This is a genomic window from Veillonella faecalis, from assembly GCF_024677885.1.
Lineage (GTDB): Bacteria > Bacillota > Negativicutes > Veillonellales > Veillonellaceae > Veillonella > Veillonella nakazawae.
Genome location: NZ_JALBWL010000001.1, coordinates 409,148 through 428,640, shown reverse-complemented (window position 1 = coordinate 428,640; position 19,493 = coordinate 409,148). Strand labels below are relative to the sequence as shown.

Annotated in this window: 13 protein-coding genes and 1 other RNA gene; all 14 read right to left on the bottom strand. The window is 38.5% G+C overall.

Features of this window, described 5'->3' with window-relative positions; all coding sequences use genetic code 11:
- Positions 1 to 74: 74 nt before the first annotated feature.
- On the bottom strand, positions 75 to 1,523 hold the full coding sequence (gene gatB, locus MOQ65_RS01970) for an Asp-tRNA(Asn)/Glu-tRNA(Gln) amidotransferase subunit GatB (RefSeq protein WP_008714014.1): 1,449 nt from the start codon (positions 1,521 to 1,523) through the stop codon (positions 75 to 77).
- On the bottom strand, positions 1,520 to 2,980 hold the full coding sequence (gene gatA / locus MOQ65_RS01965; protein ID WP_257846490.1) for an Asp-tRNA(Asn)/Glu-tRNA(Gln) amidotransferase subunit GatA: 1,461 nt from the start codon (positions 2,978 to 2,980) through the stop codon (positions 1,520 to 1,522). Before gatA ends, gatB begins: the two co-directional genes overlap by 4 nt.
- 11 nt (positions 2,981 to 2,991) lie before the next feature.
- Positions 2,992 to 3,282 (bottom strand): Asp-tRNA(Asn)/Glu-tRNA(Gln) amidotransferase subunit GatC, encoded by a 291-nt coding sequence (gene gatC, locus MOQ65_RS01960; RefSeq protein ID WP_257846489.1) that lies wholly within the window; start codon positions 3,280 to 3,282, stop codon positions 2,992 to 2,994.
- Between the two features lie 74 nt (positions 3,283 to 3,356).
- The gene (ligA, locus tag MOQ65_RS01955; protein ID WP_257846488.1) at positions 3,357 to 5,360 is read right to left on the bottom strand and encodes an NAD-dependent DNA ligase LigA; all 2,004 of its coding nucleotides are present in this window, start codon (positions 5,358 to 5,360) and stop codon (positions 3,357 to 3,359) included.
- 81 nt (positions 5,361 to 5,441) lie between these two features.
- Positions 5,442 to 7,631 (bottom strand): DNA helicase PcrA, encoded by a 2,190-nt coding sequence (gene pcrA / locus MOQ65_RS01950; protein ID WP_257846487.1) that lies wholly within the window; start codon positions 7,629 to 7,631, stop codon positions 5,442 to 5,444.
- Positions 7,632 to 7,735: 104 nt separating this feature from the next.
- The gene (locus MOQ65_RS01945; RefSeq protein WP_257846486.1) at positions 7,736 to 8,677 is read right to left on the bottom strand and encodes a manganese-dependent inorganic pyrophosphatase; all 942 of its coding nucleotides are present in this window, start codon (positions 8,675 to 8,677) and stop codon (positions 7,736 to 7,738) included.
- 155 nt (positions 8,678 to 8,832) lie between these two features.
- The gene (locus MOQ65_RS01940; RefSeq protein ID WP_156718944.1) at positions 8,833 to 12,015 is read right to left on the bottom strand and encodes an efflux RND transporter permease subunit; all 3,183 of its coding nucleotides are present in this window, start codon (positions 12,013 to 12,015) and stop codon (positions 8,833 to 8,835) included.
- 14 nt (positions 12,016 to 12,029) lie between these two features.
- Positions 12,030 to 13,157: an efflux RND transporter periplasmic adaptor subunit gene (locus MOQ65_RS01935; protein ID WP_172703358.1), complete on the bottom strand. Its 1,128-nt coding sequence runs from the start codon at positions 13,155 to 13,157 to the stop codon at positions 12,030 to 12,032.
- A gap of 385 nt (positions 13,158 to 13,542) precedes the next feature.
- Positions 13,543 to 13,884, bottom strand: a transfer-messenger RNA (tmRNA) gene (gene ssrA, locus MOQ65_RS01930).
- Between the two features lie 173 nt (positions 13,885 to 14,057).
- Positions 14,058 to 15,218, bottom strand: a complete 1,161-nt coding sequence (bioF, locus tag MOQ65_RS01925) for an 8-amino-7-oxononanoate synthase (RefSeq protein ID WP_257846485.1) — start codon at positions 15,216 to 15,218, stop codon at positions 14,058 to 14,060.
- Position 15,219: 1 nt separating this feature from the next.
- On the bottom strand, positions 15,220 to 15,951 hold the full coding sequence (locus MOQ65_RS01920; RefSeq protein WP_257846484.1) for a 6-carboxyhexanoate--CoA ligase: 732 nt from the start codon (positions 15,949 to 15,951) through the stop codon (positions 15,220 to 15,222).
- Positions 15,951 to 16,451, bottom strand: coding sequence for a hypothetical protein (locus tag MOQ65_RS01915; RefSeq protein WP_060924289.1), 501 nt, complete (start codon positions 16,449 to 16,451; stop codon positions 15,951 to 15,953). The genes MOQ65_RS01920 and MOQ65_RS01915 overlap by 1 nt, the downstream gene beginning before the upstream one ends.
- A gap of 151 nt (positions 16,452 to 16,602) precedes the next feature.
- Entirely contained in the window at positions 16,603 to 17,073 is a 471-nt protein-coding gene (smpB, locus tag MOQ65_RS01910) for an SsrA-binding protein SmpB (RefSeq protein WP_004697155.1), read from the bottom strand.
- A gap of 8 nt (positions 17,074 to 17,081) precedes the next feature.
- Complete coding sequence (gene rnr, locus MOQ65_RS01905) at positions 17,082 to 19,445, bottom strand: ribonuclease R (protein ID WP_257846483.1); 2,364 nt, start codon at positions 19,443 to 19,445, stop codon at positions 17,082 to 17,084.
- Positions 19,446 to 19,493: the final 48 nt, after the last annotated feature.

The window sequence follows — 19,493 nt, the reverse complement described above, 5'->3', positions numbered from 1 at the left end:
TAGATATAAATTCATATATCTATAGGGGATATTTTTGTTTGTATTGCTTATGTGACTATAGGCTAACGGGCAAATTAGTCTTTCAAGTATTTTTGAAGCAATTGATTTACCATACCAGGGTTAGCACGGCCTTTAGATTCTTTCATAACTTGACCTACTAAGAAGCCAATAGCTTTACCATTGCCACCTTTGAAATCTGCCACTGGTTGTGGATTATTAGCAATAACTTGTTTAACGATTTCTTCGATAGCACCAGTATCTGTGATTTGAACAAGACCTTCTTCTTTTACGATAGTATCAGCATCCTTGCCGGATTCCCACATAGATACGATAACTTTTTTCGCAATTTTACCGGAAATTGTACCTTTATCGATAAGAGCAATCATACCAGCCAAGTTTTCTGGGCTTACTTTAGATTCAGCGAATGTTAAACCACTTTCATTAATCATCTTGGACAAGTCACCAAGCATCCAGTTAGCAACAGTCTTAGCATCTGCACCTGCTTTTACAGTAGCATCTAAGAAATCTGCAGTTTTACGAGATACAGTAAGGATTGTTGCATCTTCACGAGACAAACCATATTCAGATACAAAGCGTTCAATCTTAGCATCTTGCAATTCAGGTAACGCACGGCGTACTTCTTCGATTTTTTCGTCCGTAATGACAATTGGTACCAAGTCTGGTTCAGGGAAGTAACGGTAATCGTTTTCTTCATCTTTCTTACGCATACCAATCGTAATGCCTTGTGCATCATCCCAAGTACGAGTTTCTTGATCTACTTTACCGCCAGCTTCGATCAACTTAGCTTGACGCAAGGCTTCATATTCAACAACCTTTTGAATAGCTGTTAAGGAGTTAACGTTCTTAGTTTCTGTACGTGTACCAAACTCTTTAGTACCGCGTAAACGTACGGATACGTTACAGTCACCACGCAAGGAGCCTTCTTCCATACGACCGTCAGATACTTCTAAGTATTGCAAGATAGAACGTAATTTTTCAACGTAAGCTCTCGCTTCTGCACCAGAACGAATATCTGGTTCAGATACGATTTCAAGAAGAGGAACACCTGTACGGTTGTAGTCAACGTTAGAAGATTTAGAATCGGAAATAGTGTTACCACTGTGAACGAGTTTACCTGCATCTTCTTCCATGTGAATACGCGTAATACCAATGCGTTTAGTTTCACCATTTACTTCAATGTCCAAATGACCATTTAAGCAAATTGGCAAATCATATTGAGATGTTTGATAGTTTTTAGGCAAATCAGGATAGTAGTAGTTTTTACGGTCAAATTTGTTAAAGTTTAGAATTTCACAGTTCAATGCTAAACCTACTTTGATAGCAAATTCTACCACTTGTTTATTTAACACAGGCATAGCACCAGGTAAGCCAAGGCATACTGGGCATACATGTGTATTTTGATCGCCGCCGAATTCAGTGGTACAACCACAGAAGATTTTAGACTTAGTCTTAAGCTCTGTATGAACCTCTAAACCAACGACTGTTTCGTATTTACTACTCATAGAGAAACCTCCCCAGTTGGTGCTACTAATTGACAGTCTGGACGTGCTTGTTCAAATGTGAAAGCGGCACGTAACAATGTTTCTTCACCCATGGCAGGACCGAGCAATTGTAAGCCGATTGGCAAATTGCTGCTGCTCATACCTGCTGGAATGCTAATACCTGGAATACCTGCAAGGTTTGCTGGTACTGTACAGATATCTTCTAAGTACATTGCCAATGGATCATTTGCTTTTTCACCAAATTTATAAGACGTATTAGGTGCAGTTGGTGTTAAAATCAAATCCACTTTGGAGAATGCTTCATCAAATTCATTTTTAATGAGGCGGCGAACTTTCAATGCTTTCAAATAGTAAGCATCATAGTAACCAGCACTCAATACATAGGTACCTAACAAGATACGGCGTTGCACTTCAGGACCAAAGCCTTCTGTCCGAGTTTTAGTAGACATATCTACTAAGTTATCTGCAGGTACCCGCATACCATAACTTACACCGTCATAACGAGCCAAATTGGAGCTAGCTTCTGCCAATGCAATGATATAGTAAGCAGACAATGCATATTTAGAATTAGGCAAGGAAACCTCAACGATTTCAGCACCTAATTTTTTATACGTTTCGATAGCTTCTTCCACAGCTTTACGAACTTCGCTATTGAGACCTTCACCAAAGAATTCTTTTGGTACACCAATTTTTAGATTTTTTACATCATTTACAAGTGCTGTAGTGTAGTCTACACGAGTGCCTGGAATGGACGTTGAATCTTTAGCATCGTGACCAGAAATAGCATTTAATACTAAAGCGGCATCTGTTACATCTCGAGTAACAGGTCCAATTTGATCCAAAGAGGATGCGAAGGCAATTAAGCCATAACGAGATACATTACCGTATGTTGGTTTTAAACCTACAACGCCACAGAAGGATGCTGGTTGGCGAATAGACCCACCTGTATCAGAGCCAAGAGCCCAAATAGCAGACCCGCTGGATACAGCTGCTGCACTACCACCAGAAGAACCACCTGGCACGCAATCAGCATTCCAAGGGTTAGTAGTTTTAGCTAATGCAGAGTTCTCTGTAGAACCACCCATAGCAAATTCGTCCATGTTAAGTTTACCAAGACTAATGTAATGATTATCTTGTAAACGTTCAATAACAGACGCATTGTATGGAGGTACAAAGTTTTCCAACATTTTAGATGCACATGTTGCAGGTTCATCTTTAATACAAATATTATCTTTAATGGCACCAGGAATACCTGCCAATGGGGAAATAGCTTCACCTTTAGCAATTGCTTCATCTACAAGCTTAGCTGTAGCCAAAGCACGATCATGAGAATCGGATAAGTACGCATGTACAGTCGGTTCCACTTTCGCTTTATGTGCAATAACAGCATTTGTCAATTCAACAGCGCTGATTTCTTTATTCACTAGTTTCTTGTGTAATTCATGAATTGTTGCCACAGCGAAACCTCCTATTCTTGTACAACGCGAGGTACTTTAAAGTACCCATCCTCTGCTTCTGGAGCATTGGATAAAGCTAAATCATGATCGAGAGATGGTTTTGTTTCATCCTCTCTAAATACATTGTGCAATGGTACTGCATGAGCCATAGGCTCCACACAATCAAGTTCTAATGCATCTAGTTCAGCAACATAAGTCAAGATGTCGGACAACTCTTTTTCTACATGTGCCATATGTTCTTCCTTAACTTCCAAGCGTGAAAGTAAGGCGATTTTTTTTATTTCCTCTTGGCTGATTTTCATCGAGACACATCCTTTCATAATTATTTATTATAAAGCAAATAATATATATTTTCAAAATATTGTAGAATGTATGTCTAATGGATTTCTCCGAGTTCGCGTAGGAGTTCTACAAACTCTTCTTCATTCATAACACGAATACCCAATTCATTTGCTTTAGTAAGCTTACTACCACTGTCTTCGCCAGCAATAACAAGGGTTGTTTTCTTAGATACGGAACCTGTAACCTTAGCCCCATGAGCTTCAAGAATCTTACCAGCTTCACTGCGGCCCATAACTTCAAGTTTACCTGTGAGAACGACGATTTCACCTTCCATTTGATTGCCTGCAGCTTCTACAACATCTACAGTCATCTTTAGGCCTGCTTTAGTTAACCCTTCAATAATAGCCACATGAGCAGGATCTTGACGATATTCTACGATACTATCTGCCATTGTGGGACCAATCTCTTCCACCGCAACGAGTTCTTCCTTAGTAATAGTCATGAATCGTTCCATAGATTGCACGACATTAGCAATTGTTGCAGCTGCTTTAGAACCAATTAGACGAATACCAAGACCATATAATACACGGTCCAAACCACGAGATTTAGAATCTCCGATAGCTTTTACTAAATTCTCTGCAGATTTCTTGCCCATTCGGTCCATGGTAACTAGTTGATCTACCGTTAAATGATATAAATCCACCACATTAGCAATCAACTTATTATTAATTAAATTTTCTACAATGCTAGGACCTAAACCGTCGATATTCATAGCATCTCGAGAGGCAAAGTGAATGATTTGCTCTTTCTCAATAGCAGGACAATGTTTATTCGTACATCGTACAGCCGCTTCTCCTTCGCGACGAACTGTAGGAGATTCACACACTGGACAAGTGTTAGGAATTGTGAAAGGCACTTCAGAACCAGTACGTTTTTCAGGAACTACGCGAATAACCTCTGGAATAATTTCTGCTGCCTTGTGAATGATGACATGGTCACCAATGCGGATGTCCTTTTCATTGATAAAGTCTTGATTGTGTAATGTTACACGACTCACATTGGTACCAGACACGAATACAGATTCAAGCTCACCAGTAGGCGTGAGAACGCCTGTACGACCTACATTAATCGTAATATCCTTAAGAATGGTTTCTACCTCTTCTGGAGGATATTTATAGGCAGTAGCCCATTTAGGATCTTTTGCAGTACTGCCAAGTGCCTCTTGATCATCAAAACTATTGACCTTAATTACCATACCATCTGTATCGTATGGCAAGTCATGGCGTTTTTCTTCCCAATAATTGATAGTTTCAATAACTTCATCAATAGTTTGACACACGCGATAATGAGGATTTACAGAGAACTTAAAGTTTTCTAAGCTTTTAAGTAATTCCTCTTGACTATGAATACTAGCACCTTCTTCAGAGCCAATAGCATAGGCAAAGAAAGCTAAGTTACGACTCGCCGTAATAGCAGGATCTTGTTGACGCAAAGAACCTGCTGCTGCATTACGAGGATTTACGAAGGTAGGTAAGCCCTCTTCGTCACGTTCTTCATTTATACGTTTAAATTCACTATGAGGCATATACGCTTCACCGCGAACCTCAATAAATTCAGGTGCATTTTCAAGGTATAAAGGAATGGATTTAATTGTTCGTACATTGGCTGTAACATCTTCACCAACACGGCCATCACCACGTGTCACAGCACGTACAAACATGCCATTTTCATAGTGCAAATTAACAGCTAAGCCATCTATTTTAAGTTCTACTACATAAGCAGAAGGCTTATGACCTAATTCCTTTTCTACGCGACTAGCAAATGCACGTACTTCATCAGCACTGAATACATTAGATAAGCTCAACATAGGGCGACCATGAACGACCTTTTCAAAGGAACCTTCCACCTTCATGCCTACCCGTTGTGTTGGAGATGATGGCACAATATATTCAGGATGAGCGGTTTCCAAATCAACAAGCTCACGATATTTTTTATCATATTCAAAGTCACTCATTGTAGGAGCATCTTTTACGTAGTATAAATACTGCGCATGAGTTAGCTCTTGTTGTAACTCTTTAATTCTATCTTTCGGATTCATATTACATCCCTTTTACAGTGCAGTAACACTCTATACGTTCCTTACAAGTAAGGTAGAGAGGTTAACTGCTATACACAAATTTTATCCCTTCTTAACAGGTGCAAATTTTGCCATTACTACACGTACACCTTGTGTGGGGAATTCAATTGTCAGCTTCATACCAGCCCCATCGCCGGCAACATTGATGACTTTACCATTGCCCCACTTGCTATGAATAGCCGTATCACCAACCTTCCAATCGGCAATTACTTCATTGCGAACGATTGGCTTTGTAACTGGTCGGCTTGTGACACTCATATGTTGCGGCACATGACGCTTAATATCATCAGGTACTTTACGCTTAGCACGCAAACCATCTACTAACTCTTCTGGAATTTCATCGATAAAACGAGATGGTAAATAGCTGCTAGTGCGTCCAAATACGGTTCGCGTAGTGGCATTAGAAATATATAATTCCTTTTCAGCACGAGTAATACCTACATAAGCAAGGCGGCGTTCCTCTTCAATTTCCTCAGGGTTCATCAAGGTACGACTATGAGGGAATAAACCTTCCTCCAAGCCACCTAAGAATACAATAGGGAATTCCAAACCTTTCGCAGCATGTAATGTCATCAATGTAACTTTAGACTCTTCTTGCTCGAAAGAATCAACATCATTTACAAGTGCTACTTGTTCCAAGAAGTCTTCCACTGTACCAGTTGGATTTGTATCTTGGAAGTCTTTAGCTACAGATAAAAGTTCACCGATATTCTCAGCGCGAGCCTGATCTTGTGGATCTGTACTCTCTTCTAATTGTGCCAAGTAACCGGTTCTATCGAGAATAGATTCTAAGATATCAAGCACAGTTTTATCTTCCATTTCAGCTACGAGAGTAAAGATAAGGATACCAAATTCCTCTAACTTTTCCTTTGTCTTACCTTTAATCGTATCTACTAGATGCAACTGTGTTAATGTCATAAACAAGGACGTACCATTTGCGCGAGCATAATCTTGTAGTTTTGCCACTGTAGTAGCACCAATACTACGCTTAGGTACATTGATGATGCGCAATAAACTCAAATCATCGAATGGATTATATAACACACGTAAGTAAGCTAAAACGTCCTTAATTTCTTTACGATCGTAGAACTTCGTGCCCCCTACCATCGTATATGGCAGAGCCCGTTTAATCAGTGCTTCTTCAAGTACACGAGATTGAGCATTAGTACGGTACAAAATAGCCATATCACCATAAGGTACACCATGAATATCGTGCTTTTTAGCGATAGTATCGCCGATAAAAGCAGCTTCTTCATGTTCAGACTGAGCCGTAAAATGCTGAATTTTAGCCCCTTCTGTCTTATCTGTCCATAAGTTTTTCTTAGGACGACCTTCATTATTTTCAATTACTGCATTGGCTGCATCAAGAATAATCTTTGTAGAACGATAGTTTTGTTCCAACTTGATAGATGTGCAGTTTGGATAATCCTTTTCAAAGTCCAAGATATTTTGAATGTCTGCACCACGCCAAGCGTAAATACTTTGGTCAGCATCACCTACTACGGCGATGTTTTTCCAATGTGAAGCCAATAATTTAGCCAATAAATATTGAGCATGGTTCGTATCTTGATACTCGTCGATCATAACATAGCGGAATCGCTTGCTATATTTATCTAACACAGCCTCATTGGACTGCAATAATTTAACGGCTACCAATAAAAGATCATCAAAATCTAGAGCATTATTCTTACGCAATTCCCGTTCATAATACTCGTAGACGTCTGCAACCTTTTGCTGGTAAAAGTCTCTTGCTTGCTTTCTAAAATCTGAGGCAAATAACAATTTATTTTTTGCATCAGATATGGCACCAATCATAGCACCTACAGGATAGTATTTATCGTCGAGGTTTAATGCTTTTAAAGCAGCCTTAATAACAGCTTGAGAGTCAGATGTATCGTAGATTGTAAAGTTACTGTTATAACCTAAGAAGTTGTCTAATTCAAAACGCAAGAATTTCGCACAGAAGCTATGAAATGTGCTAAGCCAAATACGATTGGCTACATCACCAACAAGACCTTCTACACGGCTCTTCATCTCCTTAGCCGCTTTGTTGGTAAATGTAATCGCCAAGATTTCATATGGATTAACACCTTGAGCCAATAAATGTGCAATACGAACAGTTAAAACCTTTGTTTTACCAGATCCTGCACCGGCTAAAATCAATAAAGGGCCTTCCGTATGTTGAACGGCTTGTTGTTGCTCTTTATTTAAACCTGTTAATAATGAATTCATCGGAACACCCCTATCGCCCTTACATATACTATAGTTTCATAATCATATAAATAGAGAAGAAGAACGTTGCAAGCAACGTTCTTTTCCCTTTGTATACTACTATACTATTTCATAGCACCAAGAATTGGTGGTACGATTTGTTTTTTACGAGACATAGTATTTGGCAAGAATACGCCATTGTCTTTAACTTCTTTTTCAAATGCTTTTGTTACTACTGCTTCCACATCACCACTGAATAATAATGTAGTGCTTTCATCAAGAATATTTGTAATCATGATGTAAGATGCATCGTAGTTGTTAGCACTGCGAAGAGCTTCTAACGCTTGTACTAATTCACCTTGTTTAGCCAATACGTCTGTAGTATCCATAACAGAAATTTGACCGATAGAAATTGTTTTACCTGCTTCGGAGAATTCCTTCATGTCTGTACGAACGATATCGTCATTAGTCAAATCAGAAATATCTGCACCAGCTTTTAACATATCAAGGCCATAGGACTCGATATCTACACCAGCGATTTCTACCAATTTATGAGCCATTTCTTTATCTGTTTCAGTACATGTTGGAGAACGGAATAAAACAGTATCAGAAATGATAGCGGACAACATCAAGCCTGCAATAGCTTTAGGAATTTCTTGATTGTTTTCCATGTACAATTTAGTAATGATTGTATTGGAGCAACCTACTGGTTCTAAACGCATAAATACAGGACCATCAGTTTCGAAATCACCAATGCGGTGATGATCCACAACGCCGCACATATTCATAGACTTGTAACCGTCAATGATTTGTTTAGATTCATTGTGGTCTGTTAAATATAAGTTACCACCTTCTGGAGCAAATTCTTCCCAATTCTTAACAATTTGAGGGTGTTCAAAACCAAGATGATTCAATACGTATGTTGTTTCTTTATTTGCTTCACCTGCACATACTGGAGTAGCTGGTGTGCCCATTTGTGTTAAGAAATTAGCAAAGGAAATAGCAGAACAAATAGAATCTGTATCAGGGCTTTTATGACCTGCTACATATGTTTTTACATCACTCATAATATACCTCTTTTATATAAATTTCATACTTAATATCGACTTACGTCAATCCGATTTTTAACTCTATTATTATATCATAAATTATATAAAAAAACACGCCACTACTAAGTAGTGACGTGTTTTTGTCATTCTACAAAATTATCTAATATAAATGATTAGTCGTGATTTTTTTTGCGGTTTGTAAACAAACCAGGTCCAAGTGTTTCAATGATGATGAACAGCATTGGAATGATAAAGATACCAAACAATGTTGCTGTTGTCATCCCTGCTACTACAGTAATACCCATGGATGTACGAGCACCAGAACCAGCACCGGTAGATACTGCCAATGGCAATACACCAAGGATGAACGCAAAGGATGTCATCAAGATTGGACGCAAACGAATTTTTGCAGCTTCAATAGCAGCATCAACAACGTTCATGCCACGTTCGTCAACACGAATCTTAGCGTACTCAATGATCAAAATCGCATTTTTTGCGGCCAAACCTACTAAGGTTAAAAGACCAATCTGCATATAAATATCGTTAGCTAAGGAATATCTACCTGTAAAGTTCAACAAGAATGGAACTAAAGAAGCACCAATCATACCAGATGGTACGGAGAACAATACGGCAAATGGAACCTTCCAAGATTCATACAAGGCGGCCAAGATTAAGAATACAAATACTAGACCTAGACCAAGAATCATGATGGTTTGAGAACCAGCTTTCAACTCTTCACGAGATTGACCTGCCCAGTCATAAGTATAACCAGCTGGTAATGTTTTAGCTGCCGCCTCTTTCAATGCATTAATCGCGTCACCAGAGGAATAACCATTCGCTTGAGAACCACCGATTTGTACAGCCATCGCATTATCAAAACGAGTGATACTAGATGGTGTACCTGTTTGTTCCTTCGTAATATAGTTAGATACTGGAACCATAAGTCCCTTGCTATTACGAACAGCTAGCATATTAAGCTGTTCTGCATTTTGACGATAAGCGTCTTCAGCTTGAACTACTACTTTATAGTTTTTACCATATGTAGTGAAGTCATTAACTTGAATACTACCATAGAAACCTTGCAATGTAGTAAAGATATCAGCTAATGCCACACCATCTTGAGCCGCTTTTTCACGATTCACATCAAATTGTAAGGATGGTGTAGATGTTTCAAATGTAGTGTAAATAGATTGAATTGCTGGACTCTTACGAGCTTCTGCTAAGAATTCATTAGCACGTTCCGCCATAACTTGTGGGCTGTCACCAGCTTTGTTAATAAGGTACATGCTGAAACCACCAGTAGCACCTAAACCTGGAATAGATGGTGGATTCAAAGCAACTACAGTTGCTTCTGGTACGCCTTGAGCAGCAAAGCCAAAGGTTTGACCAACCATTGCATTAATAGATGTTGCTTGAGTTGTACGATACTTCCAGTCAGACATAGTAGCAAAGATTACACCAGCACTAGATTTTTGACCGTTCCCTAAGAGGTCAAAGCCTGCTACAGTAAACACAGATTGGAATAATTGTTCATCCTTAGGCTTTTCAGGATCATTTTTACCTTCCAAGAAAGATGCGATTTTTTCAAGTGTAGCCATAGTACGTTCTGATGTAGCACCAGGTGGCTCATTAACGGCAATCATATAATAACCGCTATCCTCTGCAGGTACAAAGGATGTTGGTAAGAAGTGAAATACCAAACCAGTACCACCTGCGAAAATTAAAAGAGCAATAACAGTTAAGCTCAAACGATGGCTTAAACGAGCCAATTGAATACCATACCAATTGCTGAAACGTTCTAGAGCTGCATTGAATTTATTTAACTGACGATGCACCCAATCTTCACGCTCTTTAGGCGTATGAGGTTTCAACATCGTAGCACATAACGCTGGTGTTAACACAAGAGCTACAATTGCAGAGATAACAACAGACACAGCGATTGTTAATGCAAATTGTTTGTATAAGATACCTGTCATACCGCCCATAAAGGCAACTGGTACGAATACTGCGACTAATACGAAAGCAATACCAATTACAGGGCCTTGTACATTTTCCATCGCTTTAATAGCCGCCTCTTTCGGAGGTAAGCCATTATATTTTAATTCATACTCTACCGCCTCTACTACAACGATAGCATCGTCAACAACAAGGCCAATAGCCAATACCATAGCGAATAATGTTAACGTATTGATGGAAAAACCAAGCAATACGAAAGCACCAAATGTACCTAGCAAGGATACTGGAACAGCAATCATAGGAATAATCGTAGATCTCCAGGATTGTAGGAACACATATACTACGATTAGAACGAGTAACAATGCTTCTACAAAGGTATGCTCTACCTCATTGATAGATGCACTTACGAATTTAGTATTATCTACAACCACATTATATTGCATATCTGGTGGGAAAGATTTAGATTGTTCATCTAGTACCTTCTTAACATTCGCAATAGTTTCTAATGCATTCGCATCATTTTGTAAAGAAATAGCAAAACCTGCAACCTCTTTATGAGCGGACTTAGCAATAAAGTCATATCCTTTAGCGCCAATTTGAATGCGAGCAACATCTTTTAGATGCAATACCTTACCATTAGAACTTTTAATAGCAATATTGCCAAATTGTTCAGGCGTCACAAGACGACCTTCAATTTTGATAGGATATTGGAATGCTTGCTCCCCATTAGTAGGATTTTGACCAACTGTACCTGCCGCAGCCTGTAAGTTTTGCCCCTTAATAGCTGCTGTTACTTCAGAAATGGTAACACCAAGATTTTGCATCTTCGCTGGATCTAACCAAATGCGCATAGCATAGTCAGAGCCGAACTCTTGTACAGAACCGACACCCTTAATAGCTTTGATGGCATCCATCATATAGTTAGTACCATAGTTTTTTAAGAATGTGGAGTCATATGTACCGTTTGGGGAGTTCAAAGAGAAAATCAAGGCCATATCACCAGAGGATTTAGTAGTTGTAACACCAACTGCTTGTACCTCTGCAGGCAACTGTGCAAGTGCTGCTTGAACACGGTTTTGAGTATTAACCGTATCCATATCGGCATCTGTACCTTGATTGAACTGAACAGTCAAAGAGTAGCTACCGTTACTAGAGCTACTAGATGTCATATAGTCCATATCTTGTACGCCTACGATTTGTGTTTCAATAACACTAGCCACGGTATCATTTACAACTTGAGCCGTTGCACCAGTATAGGCAGTATTTACACGAACTGTAGGTGGAGAAATTTGAGGATATCGAGCTACCGGGAGGTTCATCATAGAAATGAGACCTACCAAAGTAATAACAATGGCTATTACGATGGCAAAGATAGGTCGATTAATAAAGAATTTCGACACGATCTAGCCCCCTTCTATTTTGTAGCTTTTAATTGTTCTTTGGAAAGCAATTTAGCATTAACTTTCGCACCGTTTTTAACCTTAGTCAAACCATCAACGATGATTGTGTCTCCAGGTGCTAAACCAGCTTTGATAATTGTATCGCTACCACTTGTACCGCCAACTTCAACACTTTTTTGTTCTACTACACCATCAGCATTTACAACAAAGATAAAGTTTTTATCCATAATTTGAAGAATAGCGCGACTAGGAACAAGGATAGCATTTTTAAGTTTTTGACCAGGTGAGATTACTGTGGCAAACATATTTGGCAATAACAAATGATCAGGATTTGGGAAGGACGCTTTTAACACGAGCTTACCTGTAGACTGGTCAAGGCTTTTTGCAGCTTGAACAATAGAGCCTGGTTGATTATATGTTTCACCATCAGCAAGCTTTAACTGAATATTTGGACCATTGGAATCATCACCAGTTGGATTTTTCATGAAGTCAAGATATTCTTGTTCAGTCATACTAAATTCAACAAAGATAGGATCAATGGAGTCAATCGTAACCAAAGTAGTGGAGCCAGCTTGAACAAATGTCCCTAGATCGATATCATCCATACGTAATGTACCAGAATATGGAGCATATACAATTGTATCACCCAAATTGTCTTGAGCAATTTTTACGGATGCTTGATAAGCCTCATAAGCAGCCTTAGCTTGTTCTGCAGTACTGCGTTGCGTATCTACGCGTTGTTGCGCAATAGCATCTTGTTGAGCTAAGGTTTCATAACGGTTAAGATCTACTTCAGCATTTTTATAAGTCGCATTAGCCTGAGCCGCTTGTGCTTCTGCATTAGCAAGACTAGCTTCGTATTGACGAGAATCAATACGATATAATGGTTGACCAGCTACAACTTGTTCTCCACCTTTAACATATTTTTCAACTACATAACCTGATACACGAGCATGTACAGCTACAGAGTTTTCTGCAACTACAGTACCAGCATAGGTTTGATTTACCTGTGCATCACTGGCAGTAATTTTGTATGCATTGACACTCACGTCGCCTGCTTGCTGTTGATTGCTCCCACAACCAGCAACCATTACAGCGGATACAACGAGAGCCGCTAACATACGGGAATAACGGAACTTCATTATCTGTACTCCTTTACACGAAACTAATCATTTATGTGTCATAATTACATAAATATCTTTATATATTTTACAGGATTCTATAGACAAAGTCAATTTTTTCGATACTCCTCCACCTTTATAGCACATAGATAAAATCTAATTAAATTCATATTCATTGCATACAATCAAAACGATAAAAATTATTGACATTTTAGATTCTTTGTGTACACATTTTCTAATTAAATCTCTGTGCTTCGTGGGGAAATCAAGGGGAAATAAAGGGGAAATTTCAAGCGAATAAATACGTATTTTAGCAAACATATAGGAACACTAAAAAAAGCTAGAAGATTAGGTAACTACTGCATTTGTTCAGTATTTACGCTTCTTCTAGCTTTAGCTTGAATATTGGTGGAGATGAGGGGAGTCGAACCCCTGTCCAGAAGTGTTGCCATATAGACTTCTCCGAGCACAGTCTATGATTTAAGTCTCAGGTTGCTACCGCTCACAGACAAGCTACACAACCCCAGTTCATATTGTCTCGCCTAATTCATATGAACAACTGAATTAAGCCAGCCTACGGTTTGACGTCCATTCACACTTGGTAGGCACAAGTATGAGGGACGTAGCTTATGCAGCTAATGCAAAATTTTCTTCTGCGTTTAAATGTTTTCCCACCGTTTAACGGCCTCATGGAACGCCGACTCGCTATCTATACCACACGCACCCCTGTCGAAACCTTTACATCCCCGTGCGTCGGTCTCATAATTATAAGCCTATTTAGTATTACTGTCAATTATATGAGACCTTCACAGTTCAGATATATTCACTATTCTTAGACTACTTAACTTATCTAATATCGACTACTTAAGCAATCAAATTCGGATTTTTTAATACGGCCCTTATCTGGTATATTATGTACTATCATAAATTTAATTGTTTCATCGCATTATGTAGTGATTGGCACACAAAATCTATTTGTTTTTTATTATGAGCAGCTGTAACGGTCAATCGAATTCTGCTTTCACCAATAGGTACTGTAGGCGGACGAATAGCGGTGCCTATAATGCCAGCCTCATATAGATAATCAGATACTGCAAGTGTATCTTCATTACGCCCTATTAATATTGGGAAAATTGGCGTTTCATTGGTCGCATCAATTCCCATAGAAGTTAATTGATCTGCCATATAGTTTACATTTTCATGTAAACGCCCTAAAACAGATGCATCTGTCTCAAGAATATGTAATGCAGCTAAGGCAGCCCCTATATCAGCAGGAGACAATGCGGTGGAGAATATAAAGCTACGACTCGTATTAACGAGATAATCTATGATAGTGCTATTTGCAGCTATATAACCACCAACAGATCCTAAGGATTTACTCAATGTACCGAGTTGAATATCTATCTCTTTCTCTAAATTAAAATAAGCAGCCGTACCATGACCATTACCAATTGTTCCTGTTGCATGAGCATCGTCTACCATGAGCAATGCATTATAGTCACGGCTTAATTCATATAGTTTATCAAGCGGTGCAATATCCCCATCCATACTAAATACGCCATCTGTGACAATTAGCTTTCGTGCATTACGATCTACTTGCTTTAATAAATACTTTAGTTCATCTACATCACAATGACTATAAGCCTTTACAGAACCTCTACTCAATCTACAACCATCAATAATACTAGCGTGATTTAAAGCATCGCTAAAAATAATAGTATTCTTATCAGCTACGGCAGAAATAGTTCCTACATTGGCCATATAACCCGTATTAAATACAAGGGCTTTTTCAGTATTCTTAAATTTTGCTAATTCGTTTTCTAGATCTGTAAATAATGGAAACGTACCAGATACAAGGCGCGATCCACCAGATCCAGTTCCATATTGTTGAGTCCCTTTCAGGGCCCCTTCTATTACACGAGGATCAAAAGTTAAGCCCAAATAATTATTTGAAGCCATCATCAAATATTCTTTATCATCGCGTTTTACTCGCACTGCATCAATAGGGCAGTATTCTTTTAAGGTTCGTAAATTATGATTCTGTACCTTAGCATCTAATTGTTCTTTAAAATATTCGTACATTTTATCTCCGTTGAACAAGTACTGGAGCACTCTCCAAATATGTAATTACACTTTCACTATCCATATCAGACCGTACAAAGAAAACCCGTCCCCCAATATCAGATCCTAATTCTTTCATATTAGGAAGTCGATGGTATACGCCATTACAAGCTACATAGCCTACTGTATAATCTGGATCATCAGACCAGCACAATTCTCCCACAACACCATCAGCAGATTGCACCTTAGAGGCTAATACTAAGGCCTCTCTCATATGTTCATTATCGCCTAATGCATAAGAGTCAAAGGAGTCCATATGACTAACACGTACTCCGCGGTCACCTGTATCTAAGCGTTCGCCAGTAATGGCATCCACTAACATAGCGCCGCGCATAGATTTATCTAAACTTTTTAACAAAGATATAGCTTTAAGAACAGCTGCCTCACTAATATGAGGACCTTGTAAAAGGTCAGTCGCCAATTGATGGGATTCAGAAATACTACCAGTTTTATGTTCCTCTACCTTTAGACAGTCAATATATGTAATCTTCTCCGGTGGGATTAAATCTACAGTAATATTGATAAAATCAGCTGTTCCTTTACTGTGATGCAGTGCGCGATCAGCTAACGATTGAGCTATAGTCCCTACTTCTTCTAACTTCACAATCCGCTCTGCACCAGAAATATGGTGGCCCCCTTTTTCATGGGGACCACCTTGTGCTGCACGCATGCGTACACTATATAATTCACTCATTATGATACCTTGCCTTTTATTACATGATTTTGATGTGCTTGACTGTGAATTTTACGGAATACTTTTACAAATACAGGAGCCATAATGACTGTAAAAATCATGCCAGGCACTGCTAAGGCAACCATAGGTAATGCGGCCTTACCAATATAAATAGACAATGTTAGCCGTGCTAAGGCGGATGCAATTGGGCCTGAAATCATAATACCGATCATATGATTATGGCACATCCAAAGGATTAACCCTACGATAAGTCTAAATTGCATAGCAATCATAACATTCAAAATAGTTTGTGTACCTAGTGCTAAACCGATTAAACTAGATAGACATCCGCTAATAATATATTTCTTAAATCCGAATACGGCACATATGGCTACCGCCAATGGAGCTGACAGTTGAAACTCTATACCTGGAATGACATTAGGTATTTTAATAGCACCTAATACAGTAATCATGGCCGTTAAAATAGCAACCTCTGTAATGTACCGAATATTCTGATTCATGATGTTTCTCCTCTACTTAGAAAATGTCAACCACAAACACCACTCTTTGTTTACATTATAATTTCAATATACATATTTATCAACTAAAAACACAAGATAAGTTAACAAATATCACAAAAAAATCGAGCCAACCTGACTCGATCTTTTTATTTTAATATTTTTGTTGTTCTTTAAGTCTCTTAGCAATATCTCGCTTAGCATCGCGCTCTGCCATATCTTGACGCTTATCATATAACTTTTTACCAGTTACAAGGCCTACAGTTACCTTTACATAACCATGGCTAAAATGGAAATTGAGCGGCACTAAAGAGAACCCCTTTTCTTTAACTTGAGCATGCAATTTATTGATTTCAGATTTATGCATCAATAATTTGCGAGTTCGTTCAGGTTCATGATTAAAACGATTACCTTGTTCGTATGGGCTGATATGAACACCATACAACAAAAGCTCGCCTTTATCAATGCGACAAAAGCTATCCTTTAGGTTCAATTTGCCTTGACGTATGGATTTAATTTCTGTACCTGTCAACGCAATGCCTGCTTCATAGGTTTCATGAATATTAAAATCATGACGGGCCTTACGATTATCAGCAATAAGAGATGGACTAGATTGTTTTGCCATATATACCTCTATCGTTTACGTTTACTTTTAGATTTCTTAGATTGACTGCGCTTAGTCGTTTTATTAGACTTCTTACGACTTGATTTGCCTTTACTAGTTTTTTTACTGAAAGCATCGTACCTAGAATGACTAGATTTATTACTATCACGTCGTGAAGATTTTTTACTGGATTTTCTTGAAGATTTACGACCTTTACGATTACCATAGCCATCGTGACTAGTTGCATAGTCAGAACCACTTCGCAATTGTTCTTGTATAGCCATTAGGTTATTGACTTCACCAAGTACAAAGTCGATCTGTTTCTTTTCTACATCGGCTTTTACTAAGGTAACAGTTACCTTTTCACCTAAGTGATAGGTTTTACCTGTTCTTTTGCCTACAAGCACAAAATGTTCTTCATCAAAGAAATAGTAATCATCATTCATCATGCTCATATGCACAAGGCCATCGATACCGTTTTCTAATTCTACGAACATCCCAAAGGATGTAATGCTAGAAATAGATCCTTCAAAGACTTCTCCTACAAATGGAACCATATATTGTGTCTTTTTAAGATCTACTGTATCTCGTTCAGCCTCAGTAGCTACTTGCTCCTGTATAGAAGAATGTTCAACAGCTCCAGCTAAGAATGCTTCCTCTACATCCCGTTTAGAATAACCATTTTTCCAATGCATATCAGCTTTTAAAAGGCGATGAACCATTAAGTCTGGATATCGTCTAATAGGAGATGTAAAATGCGTATAACATGTAGATGCTAAGCCAAAGTGTCCCACATTGTTAATACTATATTTAGCCTGTTGCATAGAACGCAAGGTCATAATTTGAGCTACTTGCTCAATATCTTGGCCCTTTACTACATCTAAGATTTTTTGGAAATCTCTTGGTGTTACACCATCAGCACTAAGGACGAGATTTTGCCCCAAATAATTTAATACCTTTTGGAATAAATCTAACTTTTCTTCACTTGGGTTCTCGTGAATACGATATACCGATGTACGATGCGTATTCTTTAAGTGTGTCGCAACTGTTTCATTGGCAATGAGCATACATTCTTCGATAAGTCGTTCTGCCATGGTACGATCTCGTTTTACAATGCGTAACGGTGTACCATCATGATCGAGTAATACTTTATATTCAGGGAAATCAAAATCTAAAGCACCTCTACGACGACGCATTCGATTCAAGATCTTAGAGATTTCTGCCAAATCATGCAGCATAGGCATAAAGTCTTGTAAGTCATGAGGAATAATATTTTCCTCTAAGGCCTTATAGACCTCTTTATAGCTACAACGACGTCCTACATGGATAATAGATGGACGAATACGATAATTTACAACCTTACCATCTTTATCTATTTCCATCATACACGTCATAGCATAACGGTCTTCATGAGCATTTAAACTACAAATGCCGTTAGATAGGACCTCAGGTAACATTGGTACTACACGATCTACTAAATACACAGATGTACCGCGTTTATAGGCCTCATTATCAATGGCCTGTCCGGATACTACATAATGACTCACATCTGCAATATGTACACCTAACTCATAATTACCATTTGGTAATTTTCGGCCACTCACAGCATCGTCTAAATCTTTTGCATCTTCCCCATCGATAGTGACCATTTGTAAGTCACGAAGATCCCAACGGGCAGGGTCATCATGAATAAAGGTATCAATTTTCTTGCTCGCTTTGATAACATCATCGGGGAAATTAAATGGAATCTTATGATTAGCCATGATGCAGTTAATATCAAGACCTACATCGCCCTTATAACCAAGAATTTCAGTAATAATACCTTCTGGCTTTTTATCGCCTTCAGGCCATTTAGTAATTTTCACTAATACCTTTGCGCCACTACGAGCATCTAATGTATTTTTTAAATCTACAAAGATATCAGTCCCAATTCGCTCATCATCAGGGATAACAAAGCCAAAGTGTTGTTGTCGGTCATAAGTACCCACTACGGTTTCATTAGCTCGTTCAATAACATCAACGATAATACCTTCTCGTTTATGCTTTGTATAATTAGAAGGTATGACGCGAACGCGAACCTTGTCATTATGCATGGCAGTACCTTTATTTTGTTCTGCTACATATATATCTTCATCTTCAGGCATAATAACAAAGCCAAAAGACTTACGATAGCCCTTATAAATACCTTCATATTCTTCATGTTGTTGCTCTGCATATTGATATACATCAGGTCTCGAAGATGTTAATACCCCTTCTCGAGCAAGCATTTTTGCAGAACGAATAAACATCTCAAGATCTTTACCACCACGGATGTGGTTATCCATAGCAGCATCTTCAATATGATATGCATGTGGTTGTATAGATTTATAAAAGTCTAATACTTTCTTCTTCAAATTTTCACCTCCTCATTTGGTAAAAAGAAAAAGCCTGCAAAGCAGGCT

Bases quoted from the DNA above. Each gene is read 5' to 3' on its own strand.
- MOQ65_RS01920 (WP_257846484.1), bottom strand. From the start codon at position 15,951: ATGAGTGAATTATATAGTGTACGCATGCGTGCAGCACAAGGTGGTCCC.
- smpB (WP_004697155.1), bottom strand. From the start codon at position 17,073: ATGGCAAAACAATCTAGTCCATCTCTTATTGCTGATAATCGTAAGGCC.
- MOQ65_RS01945 (WP_257846486.1), bottom strand. From the start codon at position 8,677: ATGAGTGATGTAAAAACATATGTAGCAGGTCATAAAAGCCCTGATACA.
- bioF (WP_257846485.1), bottom strand. From the start codon at position 15,218: ATGTACGAATATTTTAAAGAACAATTAGATGCTAAGGTACAGAATCAT.
- MOQ65_RS01915 (WP_060924289.1), bottom strand. From the start codon at position 16,451: ATGAATCAGAATATTCGGTACATTACAGAGGTTGCTATTTTAACGGCC.
- gatB (WP_008714014.1), bottom strand. From the start codon at position 1,523: ATGAGTAGTAAATACGAAACAGTCGTTGGTTTAGAGGTTCATACAGAG.
- gatC (WP_257846489.1), bottom strand. From the start codon at position 3,282: ATGAAAATCAGCCAAGAGGAAATAAAAAAAATCGCCTTACTTTCACGC.
- pcrA (WP_257846487.1), bottom strand. From the start codon at position 7,631: ATGAATTCATTATTAACAGGTTTAAATAAAGAGCAACAACAAGCCGTT.
- MOQ65_RS01935 (WP_172703358.1), bottom strand. From the start codon at position 13,157: ATGAAGTTCCGTTATTCCCGTATGTTAGCGGCTCTCGTTGTATCCGCT.
- ligA (WP_257846488.1), bottom strand. From the start codon at position 5,360: ATGAATCCGAAAGATAGAATTAAAGAGTTACAACAAGAGCTAACTCAT.